The sequence below is a fragment of the Hirschia baltica ATCC 49814 genome (genome assembly GCF_000023785.1).
Classification (GTDB): Bacteria; Pseudomonadota; Alphaproteobacteria; order Caulobacterales; family Hyphomonadaceae; genus Hirschia; species Hirschia baltica.
In genome coordinates, this window is the sequence record NC_012982.1 from 1,206,033 (window position 1) to 1,228,706 (window position 22,674).

At 44.5% G+C, this 22,674-nt stretch carries 25 protein-coding genes; 8 read left to right on the plus strand and 17 right to left on the minus strand.

What is annotated here, in order from left to right; genetic code table 11:
• Positions 1-12 precede the first annotated feature (12 nt).
• The 7 genes from HBAL_RS05660 to HBAL_RS05690 form a co-directional block, all read right to left on the minus strand.
• Positions 13-1,590 (minus strand): L-aspartate oxidase, encoded by a 1,578-nt coding sequence (locus HBAL_RS05660; RefSeq protein WP_015826974.1) that lies wholly within the window; start codon positions 1,588-1,590, stop codon positions 13-15.
• A 7-nt stretch (positions 1,591-1,597) separates the two neighbouring features.
• Positions 1,598-2,086, minus strand: a complete 489-nt coding sequence (locus tag HBAL_RS05665) for a hypothetical protein (protein WP_015826975.1) — start codon at positions 2,084-2,086, stop codon at positions 1,598-1,600.
• A gap of 124 nt (positions 2,087-2,210) precedes the next feature.
• Positions 2,211-3,383: a quinolinate synthase NadA gene (nadA, locus tag HBAL_RS05670; protein ID WP_015826976.1), complete on the minus strand. Its 1,173-nt coding sequence runs from the start codon at positions 3,381-3,383 to the stop codon at positions 2,211-2,213.
• 242 nt (positions 3,384-3,625) lie between these two features.
• Positions 3,626-4,735, minus strand: coding sequence for an acyltransferase family protein (locus HBAL_RS05675; protein WP_015826977.1), 1,110 nt, complete (start codon positions 4,733-4,735; stop codon positions 3,626-3,628).
• A 39-nt stretch (positions 4,736-4,774) separates the two neighbouring features.
• The gene (locus HBAL_RS05680) at positions 4,775-5,506 is read right to left on the minus strand and encodes an SGNH/GDSL hydrolase family protein (protein ID WP_015826978.1); all 732 of its coding nucleotides are present in this window, start codon (positions 5,504-5,506) and stop codon (positions 4,775-4,777) included.
• Positions 5,507-5,573: 67 nt separating this feature from the next.
• Positions 5,574-6,506, minus strand: a complete 933-nt coding sequence (locus HBAL_RS05685) for an NUDIX hydrolase (protein WP_015826979.1) — start codon at positions 6,504-6,506, stop codon at positions 5,574-5,576.
• A 65-nt stretch (positions 6,507-6,571) separates the two neighbouring features.
• Positions 6,572-7,291, minus strand: coding sequence for a YfbR-like 5'-deoxynucleotidase (locus HBAL_RS05690; RefSeq protein ID WP_015826980.1), 720 nt, complete (start codon positions 7,289-7,291; stop codon positions 6,572-6,574).
• A gap of 157 nt (positions 7,292-7,448) precedes the next feature.
• Between HBAL_RS05690 and HBAL_RS16825 the strand changes: the two genes are divergently transcribed.
• Positions 7,449-7,598, plus strand: coding sequence for a hypothetical protein (locus tag HBAL_RS16825; RefSeq protein ID WP_015826981.1), 150 nt, complete (start codon positions 7,449-7,451; stop codon positions 7,596-7,598).
• A 75-nt stretch (positions 7,599-7,673) separates the two neighbouring features.
• On the opposite strand, the gene HBAL_RS05695 is transcribed toward HBAL_RS16825, so the two are convergent.
• Genes HBAL_RS05695 through ygfZ form a run of 4 tightly spaced genes read right to left on the minus strand, consistent with a single transcriptional unit; the run spans position 7,674 to position 9,564 of the window.
• The gene (locus HBAL_RS05695; protein WP_041301427.1) at positions 7,674-7,916 is read right to left on the minus strand and encodes a hypothetical protein; all 243 of its coding nucleotides are present in this window, start codon (positions 7,914-7,916) and stop codon (positions 7,674-7,676) included.
• On the minus strand, positions 7,913-8,122 hold the full coding sequence (locus HBAL_RS05700; RefSeq protein WP_015826982.1) for a hypothetical protein: 210 nt from the start codon (positions 8,120-8,122) through the stop codon (positions 7,913-7,915). The genes HBAL_RS05695 and HBAL_RS05700 overlap by 4 nt, the downstream gene beginning before the upstream one ends.
• Positions 8,119-8,718, minus strand: coding sequence for a DNA-3-methyladenine glycosylase I (locus HBAL_RS05705; RefSeq protein ID WP_015826983.1), 600 nt, complete (start codon positions 8,716-8,718; stop codon positions 8,119-8,121). The genes HBAL_RS05700 and HBAL_RS05705 overlap by 4 nt, the downstream gene beginning before the upstream one ends.
• Before the next feature lie 21 nt (positions 8,719-8,739).
• The gene (gene ygfZ / locus HBAL_RS05710) at positions 8,740-9,564 is read right to left on the minus strand and encodes a CAF17-like 4Fe-4S cluster assembly/insertion protein YgfZ (protein ID WP_015826984.1); all 825 of its coding nucleotides are present in this window, start codon (positions 9,562-9,564) and stop codon (positions 8,740-8,742) included.
• A 112-nt stretch (positions 9,565-9,676) separates the two neighbouring features.
• Between ygfZ and HBAL_RS05715 the strand changes: the two genes are divergently transcribed.
• Positions 9,677-10,513 carry an ion transporter gene (locus HBAL_RS05715; protein WP_015826985.1) on the plus strand — a complete coding sequence of 279 codons (837 nt, stop codon included), beginning with the start codon at positions 9,677-9,679 and terminating at the stop codon, positions 10,511-10,513.
• Between the two features lie 252 nt (positions 10,514-10,765).
• Here HBAL_RS05715 and HBAL_RS05720 read toward each other — a convergent pair whose 3' ends face one another.
• The gene (locus tag HBAL_RS05720) at positions 10,766-12,574 is read right to left on the minus strand and encodes a response regulator (RefSeq protein ID WP_015826986.1); all 1,809 of its coding nucleotides are present in this window, start codon (positions 12,572-12,574) and stop codon (positions 10,766-10,768) included.
• A gap of 239 nt (positions 12,575-12,813) precedes the next feature.
• Positions 12,814-13,212: a TIGR02301 family protein gene (locus HBAL_RS05725; RefSeq protein WP_015826987.1), complete on the minus strand. Its 399-nt coding sequence runs from the start codon at positions 13,210-13,212 to the stop codon at positions 12,814-12,816.
• Between the two features lie 180 nt (positions 13,213-13,392).
• Between HBAL_RS05725 and HBAL_RS05730 the strand changes: the two genes are divergently transcribed.
• The 3 genes from HBAL_RS05730 to HBAL_RS05740 are packed head-to-tail and all read left to right on the plus strand — an operon-like array spanning position 13,393 to position 16,273.
• A complete protein-coding gene (locus HBAL_RS05730) occupies positions 13,393-13,839 on the plus strand; it encodes a hypothetical protein (RefSeq protein WP_015826988.1) in 447 nt (148 codons plus the stop codon).
• A gap of 2 nt (positions 13,840-13,841) precedes the next feature.
• Complete coding sequence (locus HBAL_RS05735) at positions 13,842-15,266, plus strand: FAD-binding oxidoreductase (RefSeq protein ID WP_015826989.1); 1,425 nt, start codon at positions 13,842-13,844, stop codon at positions 15,264-15,266.
• Positions 15,267-15,283: 17 nt separating this feature from the next.
• Positions 15,284-16,273 carry a hypothetical protein gene (locus tag HBAL_RS05740; protein ID WP_015826990.1) on the plus strand — a complete coding sequence of 330 codons (990 nt, stop codon included), beginning with the start codon at positions 15,284-15,286 and terminating at the stop codon, positions 16,271-16,273.
• A 17-nt stretch (positions 16,274-16,290) separates the two neighbouring features.
• Here HBAL_RS05740 and HBAL_RS05745 read toward each other — a convergent pair whose 3' ends face one another.
• From HBAL_RS05745 to HBAL_RS05755, 3 genes are all read right to left on the minus strand, one after another.
• Positions 16,291-18,186 carry a monovalent cation:proton antiporter-2 (CPA2) family protein gene (locus HBAL_RS05745; protein ID WP_015826991.1) on the minus strand — a complete coding sequence of 632 codons (1,896 nt, stop codon included), beginning with the start codon at positions 18,184-18,186 and terminating at the stop codon, positions 16,291-16,293.
• Positions 18,187-18,277: 91 nt separating this feature from the next.
• On the minus strand, positions 18,278-18,889 hold the full coding sequence (locus tag HBAL_RS05750) for a 2-hydroxychromene-2-carboxylate isomerase (RefSeq protein ID WP_015826992.1): 612 nt from the start codon (positions 18,887-18,889) through the stop codon (positions 18,278-18,280).
• A 9-nt stretch (positions 18,890-18,898) separates the two neighbouring features.
• Positions 18,899-19,633: an SDR family oxidoreductase gene (locus HBAL_RS05755; RefSeq protein WP_015826993.1), complete on the minus strand. Its 735-nt coding sequence runs from the start codon at positions 19,631-19,633 to the stop codon at positions 18,899-18,901.
• Positions 19,634-19,753: 120 nt separating this feature from the next.
• Between HBAL_RS05755 and HBAL_RS05760 the strand changes: the two genes are divergently transcribed.
• Entirely contained in the window at positions 19,754-20,269 is a 516-nt protein-coding gene (locus HBAL_RS05760; protein WP_015826994.1) for a winged helix-turn-helix transcriptional regulator, read from the plus strand.
• Between the two features lie 161 nt (positions 20,270-20,430).
• On the opposite strand, the gene HBAL_RS05765 is transcribed toward HBAL_RS05760, so the two are convergent.
• On the minus strand, positions 20,431-20,889 hold the full coding sequence (locus HBAL_RS05765) for a tellurite resistance TerB family protein (RefSeq protein WP_015826995.1): 459 nt from the start codon (positions 20,887-20,889) through the stop codon (positions 20,431-20,433).
• Between the two features lie 199 nt (positions 20,890-21,088).
• Between HBAL_RS05765 and HBAL_RS05770 the strand changes: the two genes are divergently transcribed.
• Positions 21,089-22,036: a hypothetical protein gene (locus tag HBAL_RS05770; protein WP_015826996.1), complete on the plus strand. Its 948-nt coding sequence runs from the start codon at positions 21,089-21,091 to the stop codon at positions 22,034-22,036.
• Complete coding sequence (locus HBAL_RS05775; protein ID WP_015826997.1) at positions 22,029-22,673, plus strand: hypothetical protein; 645 nt, start codon at positions 22,029-22,031, stop codon at positions 22,671-22,673. Before HBAL_RS05770 ends, HBAL_RS05775 begins: the two co-directional genes overlap by 8 nt.
• Position 22,674: the final 1 nt, after the last annotated feature.

Consider the following 22,674-nt stretch of genomic DNA (forward strand, 5'->3'; position numbering starts at 1 on the left):
GCACGGCCAAGCTTAAGCGGCCTGAATTGTATTATCCATTGGAATGCGCGTGATTATTGGCTTTAAATCGTCACTTTTACTAACATAAGTGCGGGCAGGTGCATCTTCCTGCGGGTAGTCGGTGCGGTAATGTCCGCCGCGACTTTCTTTGCGTTCAAGGGCGGCGCGCGCAATCATGCGGCAGACGGTGAGCGCGCGTGCGCCGCCGCGTACATCTTCTTTTTCTTCAATCCAGTTGCAAAGCAATGTGAGGCCGTCTTTATTGCGAGAAACACCAGCATGATCGGCCATCAGAATGCGAAGGGCTTCTAGGTCTGTAGGATCTAGGTCAACAGGTGGTTGACCAAATAAAAGCCCTTGAGCGCTGGATAATGTTGCTTCGCGCAGGCGTGTTGCGATGCGGTCAGCAAATACAACAGCTTCTAGCAAGGAATTGGAGGCGAGGCGGTTTGCACCATGTGCGCCGGTTGAAGAACTTTCTCCACAAACGGATAAGCCATCTAAGGATGTGCGTCCCCAGATATCGGATACAACGCCGCCCATGTGGTAATGCGCGGCAGGCGCGACTGGAATATGATCTTTGCGCGGGTCTATGCCTGCGGCTTCACAGGCTGCGAAAACTGTAGGGAAATGGTGTGGGAATTCGTCACCCACAGCTGCTATTGTGTCGAGAAATGCGCCGCGACCTGCCATGCGTTCGGCATAGATGGCGCGGGCAACTTCATCACGAGGAGCCATTTCGCCTTTTTCATTGTAATCAAACATAAAGCGGCGACCATTTTTGTCGCGCAATACGGCACCTTCACCGCGCAAGGCTTCCGTAGCAAGCGGAGCTGGATCGCGGTCAACATCAATGGCTGTGGGATGAAATTGCACAAATTCTGGATCAGCAATTAAAGCGCCGCATTCATACGCCATGGCAATGCCATCACCGCGCGATGAACGCGGGTTGGTTGTGACTTGAAATAAACCACCTGATCCGCCTGCGCATATCACAGTTTCCAGTGCCAACATTCGATGGGTTTCACCTGATGCTACATTTTGTGCGACGATGCCCCCAATGCGGCCATGCTCATCTTGTAATAATGATATGGCTTTGACGCCTTCGATTAGCTCTATATGGTCAGCTGCTCTTGAGGCATTCACCAAAGCTTCCATAATGGCGGCACCGGCTAGATCGCCGGCAACGCGGGCCACACGCGGATGGGAATGTGCAGCTTCAAGGCTTAAAGCAAGCGCGCCATTCTCTGTTCTGTCAAAAGGGACGCCTAATTCTAAGAGGTCTCGCACACGTTCGGGGCCATGGGTTGCGATGAGGCTTGCGACAACTGGTTCAACAAGGTGTCCACCCGCTGCGATCGTATCTTTTGCGTGAAGCGCTGGACTATCTGCTGGGTGAAGCGCGGCTGCGAGGCCACCTTGCGCCCAAGATGATGACGCTGCAGTGCCCAATGGCGCAGGAGAAATGACCGTACATTTTCTTGGAGCAAGTTTTAGCGCAAGGAAAAGGCCTGCAAGACCGGCACCGATGATGAGGATGTCGGTGTCACTTCTGGACGATGTTGAATTTTCCATATTGTTCACGGTCATACTTTTTTCAGGATATTGGCGCGGAATCGCGCTTGAAGAGGACATAAGCTCGGCTGGCGCTTTCCAGCGTGCCGACCATTTCATCATTTGATTTTATCGTTAGGCGCCAATCATCAGGTGCATACCCATAGGGCTGGGGCGTTTGTTTAACGATATTTTCGATTTGGGATACAAAAGCTGCTTCATCACCATCAATGAGAAGGGAGCAAGTCTGCTCAACCTCACCATATTGGCCGGGGCATCTTTCATAGGTCGTAAATTCACATGTATATGCGTTAGGTTGGGGTGTGGCCATAATTGTCATACGGCCGGTTAGGTTGCAGCGGCCTTGATTATAACTACCTGTTTCGAAGACCCATGCACCAGCTATATTCGTTGAGACGTGTTCGCGAGCGTCTTCCGCTTGTGCAGCGGTTGGAAAAATGGTTGCGATTGTAGAAAATGCAATCGTACTTAAAAGTATCTTCGACTTTAAAAATGATGACTTAGCTGTCATGGCTTGGCATCCTGTGGCTGAAAAACTGATCAAACTCAATCAGATTAAAGCCTGCAACGAAATAGCGGTGGCAATGTGACATGGTTATGGCAGGTGCCACCGCCGCGATTTTTAGCAAATATGCTTATTTAACTGCCTCAAATTCGACAGGGCGTGACTCAACTTCGATGTCTATCGGTTTGAGGCCTGTTTGGAAGTCTGGCGGTGTTTGCATTTTGGGAAGGGCCAGCATTGCATCAATAGCGGATTTTGCTTTGATGCGTGTTGCTTCTTCGATTTCCACCTCATATTCCATATTTACAAGGCAATCATAGATGTTTTCAACTGTGATGCGCTTCATGTGTGGGCAGAGGTTACAAGGTTTTACGAACTCCACGTCGGGGTTCTCCATTGCAACATTATCGCTCATGGAACATTCCGTCAGTAGGATAACTTTGTTTGGTGATTTTTCTTTTACATAATTGGCCAAGCCAGATGTAGAGCCTGCATAATCTGCTTGGGTTAGCACGTCTGGTGGACATTCAGGGTGGGCTAATACGACAACGCCGGGGTGGGCTTCACGCATGTCGATCACGTCTTGTCCCGTGAATAATTCGTGGACCTCACAAGCGCCTGCCCATGTGATGATTTTGATGCCTGTATTTGCCGCAACGTTTTTCGCAAGATATTGGTCTGGCATCAGGATAACTGTGTCAGTATTCCAATCTTTTGCAGCTTGTTCAACAACTTGAACCGCATTGGAAGACGTACAGCAGATGTCGGTTTCGGCCTTAACTGCGGCGGATGTGTTCACATAAGTGACCACTGGGATGCCAGGGTATTTTTTTCTAATCAGGCGGATATCTTCAGCCGTAATAGACGAAGCAAGGGAGCAACCCGCACGCATGTCTGGGATAAGAACGGTCTTTTCTGGCGCGAGGATTTTTGATGTTTCGGCCATAAAGTGGACGCCGCCTTGCACAATGATATCAGCATCTACTTCCGCTGCTTCACGGGCAAGCTGTAGACTGTCACCACGGAAATCTCCAACAAGGTGGAAAATGTCCGGTGTCATGTAATTGTGCGCCAAAACAACCGCGTTTTTCTCTTTTTTGAGCTTGTTTATCGCATGAATGAGTGGGGCATAAGTTGGCCATTCCATTGGTGTGATGAAGTCTTTGACTTCTTCATACAGATGATCAACGGCTGCTTTGACCTCGTCATTATAGGCTAGGCCGCGCGCTTGGGATGGGTTTGCGTGACGCTTATCCAGATTTGGGATCTCGCAAACATTTCCTGCATCAATAATACGTGCCATTTTCAGCCCCTTTATTCTTTATGGTCCATATCCCGAATGCCATGAGATGACTGAGGGGAACCTTTTACTCAATATGAGTATTATGTGGGTAAGCATCAGCAGATTTCAAGATTTAGCCTATAAGTTTTAGGGGAAAATCCGAATAAAGCTGGGCTTTTGCCCAATTTGAGTACAAGTTTACTATCCAATTTACCTTGTTTTGACAAGGTAAAACGTGATTGAGACTTAAGAAGTTAAAACCCTTAACTACTAAGTTTAACTGAAAGCCCACCTGCACGCATTGTTTTTTTCAAGGCAATTGAGCGCAGAAATGTATTCGATGGTTTTTCGATCCACTTGAATAATAAAATAGAGGCAAGGAAAGTTACAGCAATACTCATAACTGTAGCAGTCGATATTGACACAATGTTTATACCGACAAGAGGAATAAGCACTTTAATTATAACTTGAAGAATATATGGGTGAACTAAGTATAGAGAATAAGACGCGTCACCTAACAATTGAGAAAAGGACCAGACTTTTCCATTGGGTACTTTTATCGTCACCACGCCAAGAAGAAGCATCGCGGCAGGTAGACCGAAGGCAAACTCGCGATTCAATGGCAGCTGCACAAAATTCTGAGCTAAGATAGCAATAGCTGCTAAGGGCCAAAACGGCTGAAGGGCTTTGCAGACATTGGGGAAGTGGCGGAATATAAGGTAAGATACGGCACCCCAAATAAAGTTTAGCATTATTCCAGATGTGTAGAATTGAGCGATTGTTGATGTTGGTTTGGTGACATACCCAGCTAGGATCAAAAGTGAAATGATGGCGATGCAGACGTATATCTTGAAGCGGCCAGCTATCATCGAAATAGCAAAAATGACGTAGAAAAACATTTCATAATTTAATGTCCATCCCAGAAATAGCAGAGGCTGTACAAGTCCATTTTCTTTTGCGTACGGAATGAAAAAGAGTGATTTCAGTAGGTTTGGTATATCGGCACTGGTAGAATTGAGGAGAAATGGTGCAACTATCGCAATAAGGAACACGCCAAAGGTGAGCAGATAGTAGAGAGGTAGGATTCTACATAAGCGTTTAATGAAGAATGATATTGGGGAGGTTTCTTTTTCAGCTGCGAAGCAAATTATAAAACCACTGACCACAAAGAAAACATCAACCCCAAAGGCCCCAACAGAGAAAACGTTTCCAGAAAATAATCCGAAATCGTTATTCATTGCATCAAAAAAATGGAAGAAAAATACACTCAACGCTGCAACGGCTCGCAAAATCTGAAGAGAATCGATTTTAAAAGCGCCGAATGTGCTCGGTGCAATTGTGGTCGGTGATGCGAAAGAGATTTTGAATGCCATTGCTGCAGCCTTTAAAAATATTTAAAGACTTTCAAGCAATTAACGTGCCAAAATAGTTTCGGCCATTTTTCTGTGCAGACCTAGGTTCGGGTGCCATGAACAGCCCCAATCTGATTTGTTTATTTCAATTGAATACAGTGAAATAAATTTCGTTACTTTTTGGACTGCAGGGGAGGCATTTTGAATGCCGCGCAACGTAGCTTCCGTTACATTCTTGGCATCGTCACCATGTAACATGGGGCCAACGAGGCTTACAATTTCAGCGTTGGGGTATCGCTTATTCAATATTGTTAGTAATTTTGTATATGTTTGAGAAAATGTGGGTTCGGGATTGAAATTGGCGAAGTCATTGGTGCCCAATTCAATCAGAATAAGTTCTGGTGCTTTGTCCTGTGTTGGAAGAATTTCGGTATCATTCTCAAATATTGTACTCGACATTGTAGGTGACGCGAATTGATTGTAGTTAGATACAAGCCCGTGTCCTGATTTTGCTATGATCATTAGTTCTGCATTGTATGAATTGGCAACCAATGCAGCAAAGGACTTATTTGGTGCATGCATATCAGGCGTGAGTGCACATTGGGTTGAGGTGCCTTTTGCGCCCTGACCTAAAGCAATTGAGTCTCCAATTACGAGCACATTTCTTATCAATGAGGTGTCGGCTGTGGATTGAGCTTTTTCCTCATCTGAAGCAGATGGATGGACTTTCGCTGAGCATTGCAAAGAAAAACAAAAAGAACTTAATAAAATGATGAAGGTAGAAATTTTCATTTCTAGTTCCTTGTGTCAGAATACAAACAATTGGTTTCTTCTGTCGGAAGCAAATTTCTTACCATTTTTAAGTATCCCGCCTTTGATGTGGTGTCGCTATGCCTGATGCGATGGTTTTGCGTAGGGTTTCTTTGCGACAACGAAAAAGTTCAGCAGGGCGCCCGCCTGTTGTAGTGGCATATTCTCCGAGGCCTTCGACCAGTTCCGATTTTTCAATTGAGCGCCGGAAATTTTGCTTGTGTAAGGATTGTCCAAGTAGTGATTCGACGGTTTGTTGAAGTTCCAAAAGGGTGAATTTGTCAGTGATAAGTTCGAATATGACTGGGCGGTATTTGATTTTTCCGCGTAGTCTCGAAATAGCCGTGGCGAGGATACGTCTATGATCAGAGACCATAGACTGGTCTGAAATTGGTTTTGATGCGCAGCTGCGGCCATCACGGATAGATTCCGCTGCTAAACCAGCTTCATAGAGAAGTTCATATCTTTCTAATACGCGCTCTTCTATCCATGGTGCATCATCAAATCCAAAAGCAAGCTTTGCGCGTTCTTTGCGTGAAATTGAGTCTCCCGCCCAATCCATGAGAGCGGGTTTGATTTCCGCTTCCAATATATCTGGAATGCGATCACGATGATCTTCCCACGGGAAATAGCGATACCAATCGCGCCAGACAGCATTAAATGCACCGTCAATTTCTGTGCGCTCGGGTGTTAGCCCTAGATATCCTACAGAGATGATGCGTGCATTATCAGGTGCATTCGCCATATCTGCTTTGGGCAGTTCGCGGCCATGGTCTGCGAATGTGTATAATTGTTCTACATATCCTGGCTCGAATCCGGTTTGGGTATGAACCCAATCACGCAGACCTTGCTCCATTGTGCGGTGGTTAGCCGGATCAAAAGCTCCAAATGGTAAGCCTGAGCGCCCTTCGCTATGGCGCGTTACCAATGCATAAGGGGCTTTGGAATTTGCTGCGACGATAACAGCTGAAAGACCGACCATAATGGGCTGGGTATTGTGCACGGTTTAGGACAACCTTGTTTTAGATAACTCTATCTTTGTGTGAATCACTTGCCGTTTTTCTGATCTAATTCATGCAGTAATGTGTGGAAACGATCAAGAAACAGCTTTTGAGCTAGGGGAATAGCCAATGGTGTGACGTCTGCAATCAAGCCAGTCGGCGGCTCAACAAAAAGGCGTTTGGCCTCTGCTTTGTCAAATCCGGCAAGGTGGATGGCTTCAAAATATGCGCAGATGAGATCTGCTTTTTTAATGGCTTTTTTCAAACGTTTAGGAATAGCAGCAGTCAATCCAAACCGCATGTGAATGGCATGTTCTAGTCTTGTCTCCACATCCTTATAGCTGTCACCCAAAATTGCTTTAAATGGAGAAATCATATCGCCAATCACATATTCAGGTGCATCATGTAGAAGAGCAGTTATTTTCTCCTCTATTGGCATATCTGGATTTAGGGCTTCACATATCGCTTCAACAATGACGCTGTGCTGGGCGACGGAAAAAGCATGATCACCTTGGGTTTGTCCATTCCAGCGCGCAACCCTAGCAAGCCCATGAGCAATATCTTCTATTTCGATATCTAGCGGAGAAGGGTTTAAAAGGTCCAGACGTCTTCCTGACAACATTCTTTGCCAAGCGCGTGGAGGTGATTTCGACTTCTTTTTCAAATTAGCAGGTGAACCTTGCGTTTTTGAGTTTTGGGAAGTGGTGTCATCTGACGGCGTCGTTGAAGAATTTAAAATTGATACGGGTGAAGCAGGAAACGTCATAAAAATCTCGAAAATTAGGAAAAAGCTGTAAACACATGCATTTTTATCTAAAGGTTACCAGAAAAGTGGGGCTTGTTTACCATATTATTGTTGAAGACTCAGAGTTTATTAAGCCCCTTGAGTCATATTGGTCTAGCTCCGTAAGAGAGAGACAAATATGATAAATATGATGGTGGAAGCATTGCAGCAACCTGTAGTGTTATGGATGGTTTTAGCAGGTGCGGTTTTGGCTGTTCTGTTTGAAGCCTACAAGGCAAGTCCCGATGCCCTTTGGGGTGATATACTCGGCGATGAGTCTAATGATTAGAAAAAAACTCCCGTCTTAGGCGGTATGGGTGATGAGAGACGGGGGCGATATTTATATCGGCCCCGTTTTTCCATTTTAATCGGCTTTTTCGGTCTTTAAAGTATCTGATACCACGGCATCAGGATCTTCAGTCCCTCTGATTTTACTTATGCAATCAAGTCGGGCTACAGGCCAGTTCTGAAAAGTCTGAAAACATTTTGCGATGGCGGCATCATTTTTTTCTTCAACTGTTTGCGCCGGATTTGAAGCACATGCCGAAAGCAAAGCAAAAGCTGTAAAGCTGGCTAAAATGGAAGTTGGTTTGAAAACTGAGTTCAACTGATGGACTTCTTTTCTTTTTCAATGCGATCTTTGACGTCACGTTTATATCGTTCTTCTTCGACGCGGCGTTCGCAATCGCGTGTGTCATTACCAACTTCTTGGCGACATTCATCTAGCGCACGTTGCGTGTGCATATCTTTGCCTAAACTCGAGCATGCTGTGAGCACGAAAGTTAAAGCAAGAATGGATAAAAGGGGCTTCATCGGTAAAACTCCTGAACCTGTTTATGCCGTGGGCAACTGACTTCATGATCATTGACTATGCCAACGGCTTGCATCGCGGCATAGACAATAACGGGGCCGCAAAATTTAAAACCGCGCTTTTTCATATCTTTTGCGATAGTTTCAGAAAGTGGCGTTTTTGCGGGGACATTCTTCCAATTATCAAGTTTGTTGACAATGGGTTTGCCATCTACAAAATTCCAAAGATAATCTGAAAAAGTTTCGCCCTTGTCACGCATATCTAAATAGATTTGAGCGTTAGAGATTGTCGCGGTCACTTTTTTAGGGCTGCGGATTATGCCGGGGTTTAGAAGCGCTTTGTCTATACGCGCTTGATCCCATTTTGCTATTTTTTCTGGATCAAATCCGTCAAATTCTGCGCGCATGGTTTCCCGCTTACGCAGAATAGTAATCCACGATAAACCCGCTTGGTGCCCATCTAGCTGAAATTTTTCCCAGAGCGCACGACTATCATATTCAGGAACACCCCATTCTTCATCATGATATCCGCGATAAAGCGTGTCATGCAAAGGGGCCCAGCCGCAATAGAGGGCTGTCTCAGGTTTGGTTTCTGCCATAAGCTGCTCCTGATGTTCTTATCAGGACGATGTCACAGCTTCTATCTGCTCTGCAAGCCAGTCTGGAGATATTAATTCAGCTTTTTTGTCTGCTGCAATAAACTCAGTTTGCCCTTCTGCTTGGGCTTTTGCTAAGCGATCAATTCGGATGCGTGCGAGTGCATAATCCGACGTGCTGGAGCTGATTTCACCAAGTAATGTTTCACCTAAATATAAAGGCGTTGTCGCATCTGGTGCCCCATTGGGGAAATGGAAGGCGAGTGTGCGCCGGCGTGCTGTGCCGCGCCGTTTCATACGAGACACGACTTCCTGACCGACAAAACATCCCTTTTTAAAATCAATGCCGTTTAGCAAATCCATATTGATGTCAGCGGGGAAGACTTCATTGTCACCAAAGTCTTTGCCAAGTTCAGGCACATTCAGTTTTATGCGCGTTATATTATAATCTTTGCGCGATGTGTTTTCCCAAAGGTCTTTAGGTCCAATCTGACGTTTAGGCATATCTGGGTGGCGCGGGTCGGGGTGCCCATCGTCGATGAAGGCATAGACTCCAAGGTCATCTTTCAATGAAATATCGACCTGAGCTTTGAGGCGAAACATTTTAAGGCGTTTCATTAGTGCTTCGTCTGCTTGTGCTGGCACATCAAGTAGAAAACCCGTCTCGGTCTTTAATAGAAGAAGATCACATATAATTTTACCTTGCGGCATCAGTAATGCTGCATACCGCGATTGCCCCATTTCCATATTGAGAACGGAATTGGTTAGAAGGCCATTTAAAAATGTTTCCGCATCTACTCCGTCTACACAGAGGACGACGCGGTTTTCCAGACAGACAGGTTTGCTCATGCTTATCATGTAAGGGCATAGACAATATTTTTCCACTGTCTTTTCGTGCTTGTGCATTTTAATGCATAAGATATTGATTCAAAAGTCATTGAACGAAAGAGAATGAAGTCAGATGGAGCAGAAGAAAAAAAGTCGCGGCAAATTAAACCGGACGCTATTTTGGCTTTATGAAGGTGAGGGGCGTACGCCATTCATATTCCGATGGGCATTATTGGTGCTGGACTTTCTCACTATCGCTTTTTTCCTATGGGAACCATTCCATTCTTGGCAGCGGACATTGGTTCATGAATGGGCGATGCCTATTGATATTTTTATCGCCTGTTACATTACTGTTGATTTTTTTGCGCGTTTTTACATCGCCAAAGATAAGCTCAAATTTTTCCGGCAAATCCATAATATGGCGGATGTGTTGGTTGTTTTGACGCTGATAGCACCGATCTTGTTTGAGAATCTTGCTTTCTTGCGGGTGCTACGGATTATTCGAATTGTGCGCGCGTTTACGTTTTTGCGTCGCCTAGAAAAAGTCTCTCGATTTATTGATCAACATAGGCGTGTGATCGACCGGGTCACCAATTTCGTGGTTTTCCTCTTTATAATGTCGGCAATGGTGTATGTGAATCAGGTTGGGCGAGAGGGCTCTAATGTTAAAACGCAGTTGGATGCGCTCTATTTTACAGTCACGAGTCTAACGACAACCGGATATGGAGATGTGTTACTTGTCGGGCAGGGCGGTAAAATTTTATCCATCGTTGTGATGTTGCTTGGTTTGACTTTGTTTGTACGGATGTTGCAGTCAATTGTCGCTGATGACGATAAATCTGACATCGAATGTCCGGCGTGTCGCTTTAAAGGTCATGATAAGGATGCAATACATTGTAAAAGGTGCGGCGCTGATCTTTATCAAAAGAAAATTGAAAATACGGCTTCAAAATCTGAAATTGCGAGCTGACAAATTGTTTATGTTTAAATTCATGTCAGCATCTTGGAATCGGTTCTGAGGCTTCTTAGATGAGATAAACAGACGATGTCATAGGATGACGTCTCTGCCGTTGGCCGTGTTTGATTATCCCCATCTTACCAGACATGGCCGGTCCAGTACCTGTCTCAATTTAGTCCCCCCCTTGTGAAATTGAGAACAGGTCGCTGGATCAGGGGGGAGCAGTTTGAATTGTGCTAAATTTTTTCGCTTTGCTAGTACGGCTTAGCTCTGCTGGTTTTGATCGTTCATTTTTAATGTTTGATTTAATTCACTAATCAATTTGCGGGATTCAATCGGTTTTGAAACCACTGATTGCATTCCTGAATCCAAATATACGGCAATATTTTCAGGCGCGACATTTGCTGTGACTGCGATGATTGGTATTTTTGCGTTTGGCGTGTCTAGTTTTTTTATCTCAATACAAGCTTCAACACCATTGATACCTGGCATCATAATGTCCATTAAAATTGCATCATATCGCCTTTGAGATGCGCAGAGTTTAATGGCTTCCTCGCCACTCATTGCGACATCCACGTCTAAGTTATTTTCTGCAAGTAGGATGTATAAAATGCGTAGATTCGCCGGATGATCATCTACGCACAATATTCTCAATTTATGGGGAGCGGTATTTAGAAAAGTGTCATTGGGAGGTGAATCTTTCACAAAAGGGGCTTGAAATGTGAAGAGAAAATGGGAGCCGGACGTTGAACTTTTCAATATTTCGATGTCACCCTGCATACGCTGGGCTATCAGTCTTGCTACATGGAAACCAAAACGCTTTGAGGTGTTGAATTGTATCGATGAAGCAGAGTTATCTGATGTGATTGATTCGTCTTCTAAATCATCAGTAGGCAATGCGTTTGAGTCGGATATAAGCATGCTTACAAATGTGTGTTCTTCAGTCGCTGAAGATATGCAGCTCAGATTTACTGTAATTTCTCCAGAATTTGTCGTGCGAATCGTTTTTGAAATAAGATTGTTGATAACTTGCTGGATGCGTGCTGAATCTACGAGCAATTCGCAATTGCACGCCTCATCATAATTAAGCGTTAAATAGATAAGCTTATCAGATGCTTGCGTTTGCCATATTTCCAAAGTGCGCTTTGTGAGTTCTACGATATTGTTGGGTGCAGGCGACAGCTTTAACTGACCGTTTTCAAGGTTGGATAGGTCTAAAAGATCATCCAATTGGGTAGATAATCCTTTGGCTGCATCACGCACTAATTCGCGAATACCTTTCTTCAGTTTAGGGTCTGAAGAGTTATCTAAAATTTCTAGAGAGCCCATCAAAGCATTCATAGGCGTGCGCAATTCATGGCTTGCCATTGCTAGAAAATTTCGCCTTTCCTTGTTTACTTCGATGAGTGCTTCTTTCTGGTTTACCAATAAGGCTGTCTGCACTGCCTGACTTGCTTTGAAAGTCAATGTAATCGCGCTGACATGGATAATATTGAGCGTTAAAAACAGAAATTGCAGCAATGCCATTTCTTGAGGTGTCAGTGCCGAAGGCACTCCCCATAGGCCGAGTGCAGCCAAAGTCGTGAAGATAAAGGCTATTAAGAAAAATACGAGATTGAGTATAAGTTTTAGGTCTGTGTCTACCATCAAAATGGTTAGCATGATGGAGAGAAGAAATGGCGTCGCATAAGAGGTTGAGCCAGACGTGTGATAAGCTGTTTCAACAATTGTCAGAAGAATTGCAATGGTTGGTAAAATAGCCGGAAAAGAAAAGTGTGGCCATTTCATCAGGGAAATTGAAGCGATACAGCTTATAGTCGCACTCATGCACAATCCAATTTTTGATGAGGCATGAATGTTTTCAAAATTAAAGGCAATAATGACCGCTATTATGGTAGAAATAGAAAGCGTCACAATGAAAAATGCATCTGAGATAGATGCATGATCGACTTGTTTTCCATTTATATTATGGGAGCGATAAAAGAGATATTGTAAAAACGATTTGGGTCTATTTTGTGAATTTGAGCCACGTGACTGAGTGGTTTCAGAAAATGAGAGATTCTCGTTCACCATTGTTTGAATATCTCCCCCTGTTTTTTTTATATACGTTGACTTTAGTTTTTATGACAACGTTGTAAACTTTATTAAATTTGCAATTATAAAATCATTAAATTATGGGTAGTCTTTATTTAAGGTCTTATTTTGTTTGTAAAAAATTGAACATTTCCGTTAGGTAATGTAAAGAGGTAGATAGGCTGGTTTTTAAAAATAATTAAACAAAAATGTTCAGCATACAGTATTTGAGAATTGTTCTAATTCATGTATTGGGCGGCAATCGATTCTGCCATTCTTCTGCCCTTAGAAGCGAGAGTGACTTCTAGAATCGCAACTTTAGAGTCGCAACGGCTAAGGCGTTGGCTTTGAAATTTATAGCCACGGTTGAAAGCTGCAGTGAAAAGTGATTTTCGTTGTTGGGAAATTGCTTCATGTTTGAGGAAGTCACTCATGAAATTGCGCCAATATTGATCTTTAGAGCCATTGCAAAGTGTTCGGATATAATGAACTTCGCCCAATACACCTGCCAAATCACGTTTGATCGTTAAGCTCTGATCTGCTGATAGCTGTTGTGCATTTGCCGTTATGAAGATTGATGCTGCCGCTAGTGTCGAAAATACAAGCGAGCGCTGAATGGCTTTAAATGAATATCTCATTGATGCTCTAGCATTGTTTCAAAAGTCAGCAGCATTATACTAGCTGATATTAAGTAAGCGGGTTGAGAAAACTTTAGCTCGATAATATGCATTTTGAAACAAGTATTTGCCTGTCTCCAACTTTGTTCGTGCAGATTGCCATGATAAGCTGGCCAGGAATTTAAGCTAGCTTGGAATATTATGACGTCTCTTTATAAGATCCCGAAAATTATTGCCTTCACTGGATTGTTAACTGGGTGTTTTGTCTTAAATGCGGCAGCGCAATCGGAAAGGGAAACAAGTTCAAATATTTTATCCATGGCTGAAGCAAATGCTGAGCTTTTTGGCATATGGATGGAAGGTGAAACAGCACAGACAAAAGAAAGCTGGCGTGAGTGTATTCAGCCTGATGGTGTTACTTTCTATCAATTTGGCGGCGTAGAATTGGTTGGCAAACTGACCATACAAAATGACGGGAAGGCATGTTTTTCATATGAAACAAGTAATTATGAAAACGAAAGTTGCTTCCGAGTCAGTCGATCGGGGAAGGGCTATACTTTTTGGGGAGGTGTCGAAGGCATTTTCACAACAAAAAGCGTTCAACACAATGTCGACTTTTGCCCTTCTAGAGATGTTCCAACGAGTTAAATGTGACAGATAACCCACTAAAAATCGAATTCATTGAGCAAGCCAAGCAAATTCTTGGCCCTTTAGGTTTTATTGATGCGCCCGAAGATATGGACAATTATCTGTCCGACTGGCGGGGCCGTATGAAGGGGAATGCTCCTTTTGTGGCGCGTCCAGAAACGGTTGAGCAAGTCTCTGCATTTATGACGCTTTGCGCTGAATATGGCGTGGCAATAACGCCCCAAGGCGGCAATACTGGGCTTGTCCTTGGAGGGTTGCCCAATGGCGAAGTTTTACTAAGCACCAAACGTTTGCGGGCTGTACGCGATATTGATCCGCTCAATGATTCTGTCACGGTTGAGGCAGGAATTATTCTCGCAGAATTGCAAGAGATTGTAGCGAAGGAAAACCGCCTTTTCCCATTGTCGCTGGCTGCTGAAGGTGAGGCGCAGATTGGCGGACTGATATCAACCAATGCTGGCGGCGTTGCTGTGCTAAAATATGGGATGATGCGCGACCTCGTGCTTGGGCTGGAAGTTGTGATGCCGGATGGACGCATTTGGAACGGGCTGACAGGTTTGCGCAAAGACAATACCGCCTATGATTTAAAGCAACTTTTCATTGGTGCCGAAGGCACGCTTGGTGTGATCACGGCTGCGACCTTAAAAATGATGCCACGCCCTGCTGTGAAAATGGTGTCATGGCTATGTGTAGAAAGTCCGGCTAAGGCCGTTGAGCTTTTGGCGCTGGCAAAAGCTGAAACAGGCGGAGCGGTGTCTAGTTTTGAATTAATGCCGCGAATTGGCGTTGATTTCGTGCTTGAGCAAATGCCTGATACGCGTGATCCGCACCCAGATGCCAAATCGCCTTGGTATGTGTTGATGGAGATTTCATTTCCGCGAGAAGAAGGTGCGCGTAATGTGCTGGAAGGCCTGCTTGAAAAGGCGTTGGAAGCTGAAATAGTCACAGATGGTGTGCTTGCAGAAAGTGAAACCCAAGCTTTTGAAATCTGGAAAATTCGCGAGACTTTACCTCTCGCTGAAAAAGCCTTTGGCAAAGCCGTCAAGCATGATGTGTCTGTGCCAGTTTCTGCCTTGCCGGGCTTTATTCAGGAGGCAAATAAGCTGGTATATGCCATTGCACCCAATGCAAATATCATCTCATTTGGGCATGTGGGTGATGGGAATATGCATTATAATGTTGCTCCGCCTGAAGGCGTTGATGATGTTGAGTTTAGCAAAGAATATGGACCGGCCTTGACCAAGGCTGTGCATGATCTTGTGTGCGAGATGAGTGGCTCTATCTCTGCTGAGCATGGCATTGGTACAATGAAACGAGATGAATTGGCCGAGCGTGTTTCTGGGGTGGAATTAGATATGTTAAGAGCTGTAAAACGTGCGTTAGATCCAGAAAATCGGATGAACCCAAACCGGGTTGTTGGAATTTAATTTCTGTAGGGGGCATTATGTTTGGCTTGTTTGGCGGCAGTAAAAAATCAGAATTAAAACCTAAAAACTGGCATCCAGATATGGAAGTTGCATTGGAGCATATGAGAAACGGCAATTGGTCTGCCTTGTCTCAACTCCTAGCGAAGCAATCCAATAATAGCCGGTTTGCGCTCATTCAATCATGTGGCGTCAATGGAGACTTGGGGGAGTTTCATATGCAATTCCCCCAAACGAGCGATGCTGATGTGTTTGTTGGCGGTGTCAGAACGCAATGGGCATGGCGATATCGCGGCGGCGCTACGGCTGATCATGTCGGGCATGATGCAGCTATATTATTCTTAAAAGAGTTGAAAGCAGCGACGGTACATCTGGACCGGGCGTTGGCTACTCAACCCGATAATTCTTTAGCTCAAGGATTTAAAATTCGTATCGCAATGGGATTGAACAATCGTGCAGAGTGCGATGCACTTATTGCAAGATTAATACAATGCGATGATCCTCCAATGGAGGGCTTGGGAGCGGCTCTGCAAGCGCTTTGTCCCAAATGGGGAGGAAGTCTTGAGCAATTATTTGCGTTTGCGCGTGATGTTGCTCAACGTCAGAATATTCATGCCGCGCGGTATGCTTTGCTAGCTCGTGCACATATTGAGACGTGGCTTGATGCATTGATGGATGATGATGCGAGTGTGCGTGCAGACTATCAAAATTATCTGACCCGAGATGATGTGAAGCGTGAGATTATCGAGGCAAATTCAGTATTTAATGTTGAAATGACCGAAAATCTCAGCTTTCAAAACGATAGTTTTGCAGCTCAGTTTGCACATAATAATTTTGGCTACGCTCTGTATCGTGCTGGACAGAAGGAATTGGCTGCAACGCATATTGAAGCGTTAAAAGATAATCCAAGTGAGACACCTTGGGCGTATTCTTTTGGTGATTCCATCTCATCAAAATGGGCTAAGCTTAGAAAGCAAGTGGGCCTGCCAAAAGAAATATCTCAGGCTTGAGTAGGTGGCTTATTAGATTATTTTGATACGATATCGGTAGGCTTCGCTTTTGTTTTTATCTCTTCCATTGTACGGCGCAATTCGGGTTCGCGGTCGTCCATCATTTCACGCACTTTAGCGAGGAATTCTTTATTCTCATATGCTGGAATGTTGATGTCGTAAGCATCTGCTGTTCCCAGCATAGCTTCTTTATCCCATTCATCGAATGCATCTTTCATTTGTTCGGCGGTTTCGTGTGAATGCCCTAATGCCTCAAGCGCTGAGCGACCAAGCCGTAGTGAACTATCATATGTTTCACGTACAATATCGCGACATCCCAAACTCCATAATTCATAGACATGGTCACGGTCTATCGCGCGGGCGATAATGTGGAGATCTGGGTAGTGCGTTGATGCGTATTTTACGAGCTTGTTTATTTGAGATTTTTGATCAATGAGAACAATGAGTAGTTTTGCATCTTCTATGCCGGCAGCATGAAGAAGGTCTGGACGTGTCGCATCTCCAAAATATGTGTGATTGATGCCAAATGCTCGCATAATGTCCAAATGCTTTGAACTGTAATCAATAACGGTTGAATCATAGCCGGCACTGCGAAGGAGACGGTCAACGATACTACCTACGCGGCCACGACCAGCCATGATGATTTTACTTTTGGTGCTAATGGTATCAGCTTCGCGCGCTTGGCTTTTATTATATTGAGGCGCGATGACTTTATCATAGATTATGAAAAGGGCTGGTGTGATCAACATAGAAAGCGCCACAACTAGCATGAGCTGATCTGCAATATCTGCTGGTATTATATGATTGGTGACGACAAAAGTTAGCAGAACAAAACCAAACTCACCTGCTTGTGCTAAGCCCAAAGCAAAAAGCCATTTGTGCTGTCCGCGAATGTTGAAAATAAAGGCGAGCACCATCAGGATACTGGCTTTTAGCACAATGAGCCCAAGCGTTAGGCCGAGGACGTTTGCAAAATTGCCGAAGAGAAGTTCAAAATCTATGCGGGCACCAACCGTTATGAAGAAAATGCCAAGCAAAATACCTTTAAAGGGTTCGACATCTGATTCTAATTCATGACGATATTCGCTATTGGCAAGCACGACACCGGCCAAAAATGCACCCAGAGCAGGCGATAAGCCGACCAAATTCATCAATAACGAAATACCGATAATGAGTACCAAGGCTGCGGCGGTAAAAAGTTCTCTTAGATTGGCAGCCGAAATAAACCGGAAGATTGGGCGCGTGAGATAGTTTCCCCCTAAAATGACCACTGCTATCGCACCCAGAGTTACGAGTGTTGTCTGCCATCCATTTAGATGTTTGACGAGGCTAAGATCGCCTCCATGATCGCCAGCTTCTGCACCATGGCTTGCTGCCTGAGCAGCAGCTTGTGCAATATCAGGAGAGGCAAGCAATGGCATAAGGGCCAGCATTGGGATAATGGCGATATCTTGAAAGAGAAGAACGGAAAAAGAGCTGTGGCCACCATCGCTTTTCATGAGGCCTTTTTCATTGAGTGTTTGTAAGACTATCGCGGTTGAAGAAAGCGCAAGCACGAGCCCAATTGCTAAAGAGATTTTCCAATCTAAGCCCAACACAATTGCGACGACCATGATTAGAATTGAGGTGAGAAAAACCTGTCCACCACCTAGCCCAATCAGCCGGTTTCGCATTTTCCACAAGAGCTTTGGTTCCAGCTCTAATCCAACCAAAAATAGCATCATGACAACGCCAAATTCAGCGAAATGCTGAATGGACATCACATCGACATGTAAAATGCTGAGAAGTGGACTGATGGCAATGCCCGCGATCAGATATCCGAGCACCGAACCAAGCCCTAAACGTGAAGCTATGGGCACAGCAATCACCCCAGCACACAGGAAAACAAAAGCTAGGAGGAGAATGCCGGTCATATGGGTGATTCCTAGATTTAGCGGGGATAAAATACACGCTTAATCTAGGGCCACGTTGAAATGAATGCTAGTTTTTAAGTGAAACTTGCAATCATTTTAATTGAGCAAATATCTCTTCTTCAACATCACGCAGTGTATTTTTGCCGAAAAACATTTCATCGCCGACATAAAAAGTGGGTGCGCCAAAACATCCACGTTCAATGGCTGCATTTGTATTATTTAAAAGGGTGGCTTTAACCTCGTCAGTTGCAGCGGCTTCAATGATGGCTGAGCCATTAAGTCCGGCATCGTTGATGACATCTAAAAGAATTTCAGCCTTACCTAAATCTTTATCGTCAACCCATGATGCTTTACATGCTGCGTCAAAATAGGGAGATAATTCACCGCGCGCTTTGGCTGCAACAGCACAGCGCTGCATCAGCACGCAATTGATAGGAAAGGCGGAGTTCATTTTAAAATTTGATATTTTGTGCTTTTTTAAAAAGCGTCTGAATTCGAGCATTTCATAGTCAAATTTGCCTTTGACATTGGCCATCGCCATCATGGGGGGCTGGTTGTTCGTGGATTTAAAAATGCCGCCCAACAAGACAGGGATGTAATTGAATTTGACGCCGGTGCGCTCTTCTATGTTGGGGATGACTTGATGAGCCAAATACACATTCGGGCTTCCAATATCGAATATAAAATCAACATTTACAGTCATGATGGTCTCCTACCAGCTTTCTTTCCAAGGGCGCAGATCTAGTTCATGTGTCCAAGCTGTGCGGGGTTGATTGTGGAGCATGACGTAAGCCTGAGCGATATGTGCGGGGTTTATGATGGCATCTTCTTCGCGCATTGCATCGACATTGGCGAAATTTTCGCGAATGAAGTTTGAATCAATTGCACCATCAATGAGGGTGTGGGCCACATGAATATTTTTGGGGCCAAGCTCGCGCGCCATAGATTGGGCTAGGGCGCGTAGGGCGTGCTTGGCCCCTGCGAAGGCAGAGAGGTTTTCTTTGCCACGCATACTTGCGGTTGCTCCGGTGAAAATTATCGTACCAGAGCCACGCTTTAACATGTGTTTTGCAACTTCTCGTCCCATAAGGAAGCCGCTAAAGCAAGCCATTTCCCAGACTTTGCGATAAACACGGGAAGTTGTTTCTGTAATTGGGAATTGGACATTTGCGCCTATGTTAAAAACAGCAATTTCAATCGGCGCTATTTCTGTTTCTATTTTTTCGATGAGCGCAATCATCTCATCTTCGTCTCGTGCATCTGCAGGAAAAGCATGGGCTTGATGTCCGTTTACTCGGATATCCGCTGCAAGATTTTCTAATGCGTCTGCATGTCTTGGTCTGCGTACGAGGCAAGATATAAACCCTTCAGCGGCAAAGGCTTTGCCAATCTCAGCGCCAGTATCATCACCAGCACCAATGACTAAACAGGATTTTGATTTGGACATAGTGCAAGCCTTATTCAGGGAAAATCACTGCTGATAATTTGGTTTAATAATGAAACCAATATATCATTTGGTTTTTATTTGCAACCAATATATAAGAAAATAAACTGACCGGAGACACTTATGACTCAAGACCACACGCAATCCTGTCCAATAGCGCGGGTGCTTAATATATTTGGTGATAATTGGACGTGGTTGATTATCCGCGAAGCATTTTATGGAGCATCTCGTTTTAAAGATTTTGAACGCAATACGGGAATTGCTAAAAACCTTTTAAGCAGCCGACTTAACCTTTTGGTCGATCGCGGCATTTTTGAAAAAGTGAATATAGGCGAGCGAGGCACACGGTTTTCTTACAAGCTCACACCCAAGGGCAAAGCCTTGCGCACTACGCTTTATGCGATGCTGCAATGGGGCAATGAACATCTTTATGGTGAAGGCGAAGAGGCTGTTGTTTTAAGAGATAAGAAAACTGGAAAATTAGTGCGTAAAATGTCGTTGATATCTGAGGAGGGGCAACCTTTAGAGGCGCACGAGGTTCAGGTGGAAATTGGACCAGGCGCAGAACCCGAAGTTATCCAAAAATTGGAAAGAGCTCACATAGCTATAGAAGAAAAGAAACGTGCTGCCCAGAGCTAGATGTAGAAGGCGCGATAGATATCAAATCTCGCGCACATTATTGGTCTTATAGGAGAAAAATCTAGTTTTACGGGCTGGAGTATAAAGTGCGGAAGCGTATGTTTAGCCAATACACAAAAACGTATGGCGTGGTGCAATCCGCACTTTCTGTTTGTTGAGTTTTAGCTTTTCATTGCCGCTTCAACACGCTGGCGGGCGTGGGCAGAAGTGATTGGGTCCAATCCAAGCATTTCGACAAGTTTGCGCACAAGCGTATCTTCATTTGGGTGGCGTTCTTCATCAGAAAGAATGACGCTCCATAGACCTTCAAGCACGATTATTCTGTCTGATTCAGGAAGGCTTGTTTTGATGAGGTTTGTAAATCGGAATGTATCAACGCATTCGTTTTCAGCGGCTTCACCTTCAATTCTTAAGGCAACCGATTCTTCACCGCGTAGCTTGTAAATATGGGCGAGAATAGAGGCGATTAGATCACGCTCTGTATCAGTATAATCCTGATCAACATGCGCAGCATGCACGAGGAGTGCGGCAACAGCAGTACGTGCGTCGCTCTCGTTTAGGAATTCAGGTTTACTTGCTTGCGTGTCGCCTTTGAGGCGCTCTAAGAATGATTTTAACATGGTTAAAAATTAGGGTGGCTTGTTGAATGTGGCAAGCTATAAATCGCTTTGCATCTGATTTTTTTGAGTGTTGAAGAATGCAATTGGGCGAGAGAATGTTTCCATAGCAGGAATAAAAAGCCAGATTAATCATATTCCGGCCATGAAGCTTTTGCTAAGGTGGCGAGAAGATCAGTCAAAGGTGTAGGTTTTAAGCCGCATGTTCAAACAGATAGCAAGTAAAATGAACACACCCAAAGGCACACAATGGGGACGCAAATTCTCCATGGTGGCGTTGGTGTTTTCTCTGATTTTAGGTGCTTTTATCGCTGTTTTTTCTGCTAGCCGTCCACAAATTTCGCCGAATGCAGCGCTCTTTTTGTTTGCCTCTACTTTGGTTGTTTCAATTTTGATAGCTCAGCTCTTTTTCGATCTGGAAGGCTGGTTTGAACAAAGACAGCGAGACATGGATGCTGACCAGATATTTAAGTCTTTAAGTAAAGAAGGCGGCGGAGCGCAGGAGCCGTTTATTCTTTATCTTCGCCCTTTTGCGTCTACTGACAAAATAGGCGCAAAGAAAACAAAACTTGTCGGGCTTGGTGCAAGTTCTATGGGCAATGGAACGCTTATGGTTGCTTCTGATAGGGTTGAGTTTGAAGAAGAAATTGAAAAGGCGTTGCGTCCATTGGGAAAATTGGTGGCGCTTGGCAAACCGCTCGAACATATGGGGGCGGGCCGTATTCGGGTGGCTGATGATGTATGGCAGGACGCAATCAAATTGTTGATCGACAAGTCTGAAATGATTGTGCTTTTGCCCTCACCAAGAGAAGGTACAAGCTGGGAAGTTGAGCATTTATTGACATCTGGTGCATTGAAAAAAACCATTGTGGTTGATCCGCCAAATGACCGAGGATCGATTGAAAATGGATATGATCCAGTTAATGAGTGGCGCGGTGTGGCTCAAACATTTCATGCTCATGGATATGAATTGCCAGAGGATGATGAAGAAGGATCTTTGATTATTTTTGGTGATAATAAAAAGCCGGTGAGAACGTCTAAAATAGGTTTAAGCGGTGAAAATCAGGTCCGCAAATTTGCAAAAATGCTACAAAAGTCATTGCGAGAAAACGCGACGGACGAGATGGGGATAAAAACAGAAGATGCGTAATATTTCGAGTACAGTTTTGGCGCTGGCGGCGATGGTGTTATCCAGCATGACAACATATCTGACCTTTTTTGATGCGCGCTACACGCTGACGGCAGCAATTGCTGATGTTAAAGGGCAAGTGAACCGTGGTTTTTCATCCAATAGTGAAACAAAGAGCGCAAGCTATAGATTTTATATTGATGCATCGCTTGTTTTATCCAACAGGGGGACGCGGTCTTTAGTTGTCTCTGATGTCTCAGTCGTGAAATCATCGAACGCGGATAAGTGTATCATTGCCGAAGACGAAAAACGGGTGCGTGTTCAGGAATATTCTGCTGATGGCAGACAAACAGCATACATCAAACCGTTTATTGTGGAGCCAGGGACGGTGGGGGCCAAGACATTCTGGATGAACCCATCATCAATTGATCAAGAGGTGGCTGCATCGGAAGAATTTGACCTAAAACCAACCCAAGATTTGTGGTGTTTTGAATGGAAGGTTTTTGATCCAAACGGCAAAAAACATGAAAATTCTATGCCCGCATTCCTGCTTGATGTGTCGTTTGACCTTGAAGAAGGGGAAACAACACCAGAAGGCATTATGAAAATTGAAGGTAAAAGTGGACCAACAGAATTGCTAAAACGCGGCTTGTTTTAGG

Coding starts and splice junctions, on each gene's coding strand:
- HBAL_RS05745 (WP_015826991.1), bottom strand. CDS start 18,186: ATGACCGGCATTCTCCTCCTAGCTTTTGTTTTCCTGTGTGCTGGGGTG.
- HBAL_RS05740 (WP_015826990.1), top strand. CDS start 15,284: ATGTTTGGCTTGTTTGGCGGCAGTAAAAAATCAGAATTAAAACCTAAA.
- HBAL_RS05750 (WP_015826992.1), bottom strand. CDS start 18,889: ATGACTGTAAATGTTGATTTTATATTCGATATTGGAAGCCCGAATGTG.
- HBAL_RS05725 (WP_015826987.1), bottom strand. CDS start 13,212: ATGAGATATTCATTTAAAGCCATTCAGCGCTCGCTTGTATTTTCGACA.
- HBAL_RS05765 (WP_015826995.1), bottom strand. CDS start 20,889: ATGTTAAAATCATTCTTAGAGCGCCTCAAAGGCGACACGCAAGCAAGT.
- HBAL_RS05760 (WP_015826994.1), top strand. CDS start 19,754: ATGACTCAAGACCACACGCAATCCTGTCCAATAGCGCGGGTGCTTAAT.
- HBAL_RS05775 (WP_015826997.1), top strand. CDS start 22,029: ATGCGTAATATTTCGAGTACAGTTTTGGCGCTGGCGGCGATGGTGTTA.
- HBAL_RS05680 (WP_015826978.1), bottom strand. CDS start 5,506: ATGAAAATTTCTACCTTCATCATTTTATTAAGTTCTTTTTGTTTTTCT.
- HBAL_RS05660 (WP_015826974.1), bottom strand. CDS start 1,590: ATGACCGTGAACAATATGGAAAATTCAACATCGTCCAGAAGTGACACC.
- HBAL_RS05705 (WP_015826983.1), bottom strand. CDS start 8,718: ATGGCAGAAACCAAACCTGAGACAGCCCTCTATTGCGGCTGGGCCCCT.
- HBAL_RS05690 (WP_015826980.1), bottom strand. CDS start 7,291: ATGACGTTTCCTGCTTCACCCGTATCAATTTTAAATTCTTCAACGACG.
- HBAL_RS05700 (WP_015826982.1), bottom strand. CDS start 8,122: ATGAAGCCCCTTTTATCCATTCTTGCTTTAACTTTCGTGCTCACAGCA.
- HBAL_RS05720 (WP_015826986.1), bottom strand. CDS start 12,574: ATGGTGAACGAGAATCTCTCATTTTCTGAAACCACTCAGTCACGTGGC.
- HBAL_RS05675 (WP_015826977.1), bottom strand. CDS start 4,735: ATGGCATTCAAAATCTCTTTCGCATCACCGACCACAATTGCACCGAGC.
- HBAL_RS05730 (WP_015826988.1), top strand. CDS start 13,393: ATGACGTCTCTTTATAAGATCCCGAAAATTATTGCCTTCACTGGATTG.
- HBAL_RS05770 (WP_015826996.1), top strand. CDS start 21,089: ATGTTCAAACAGATAGCAAGTAAAATGAACACACCCAAAGGCACACAA.
- ygfZ (WP_015826984.1), bottom strand. CDS start 9,564: ATGAGCAAACCTGTCTGTCTGGAAAACCGCGTCGTCCTCTGTGTAGAC.
- HBAL_RS05665 (WP_015826975.1), bottom strand. CDS start 2,086: ATGACAGCTAAGTCATCATTTTTAAAGTCGAAGATACTTTTAAGTACG.
- HBAL_RS05715 (WP_015826985.1), top strand. CDS start 9,677: ATGGAGCAGAAGAAAAAAAGTCGCGGCAAATTAAACCGGACGCTATTT.
- HBAL_RS16825 (WP_015826981.1), top strand. CDS start 7,449: ATGATAAATATGATGGTGGAAGCATTGCAGCAACCTGTAGTGTTATGG.
- nadA (WP_015826976.1), bottom strand. CDS start 3,383: ATGGCACGTATTATTGATGCAGGAAATGTTTGCGAGATCCCAAATCTG.
- HBAL_RS05685 (WP_015826979.1), bottom strand. CDS start 6,506: ATGGTCGGTCTTTCAGCTGTTATCGTCGCAGCAAATTCCAAAGCCCCT.
- HBAL_RS05755 (WP_015826993.1), bottom strand. CDS start 19,633: ATGTCCAAATCAAAATCCTGTTTAGTCATTGGTGCTGGTGATGATACT.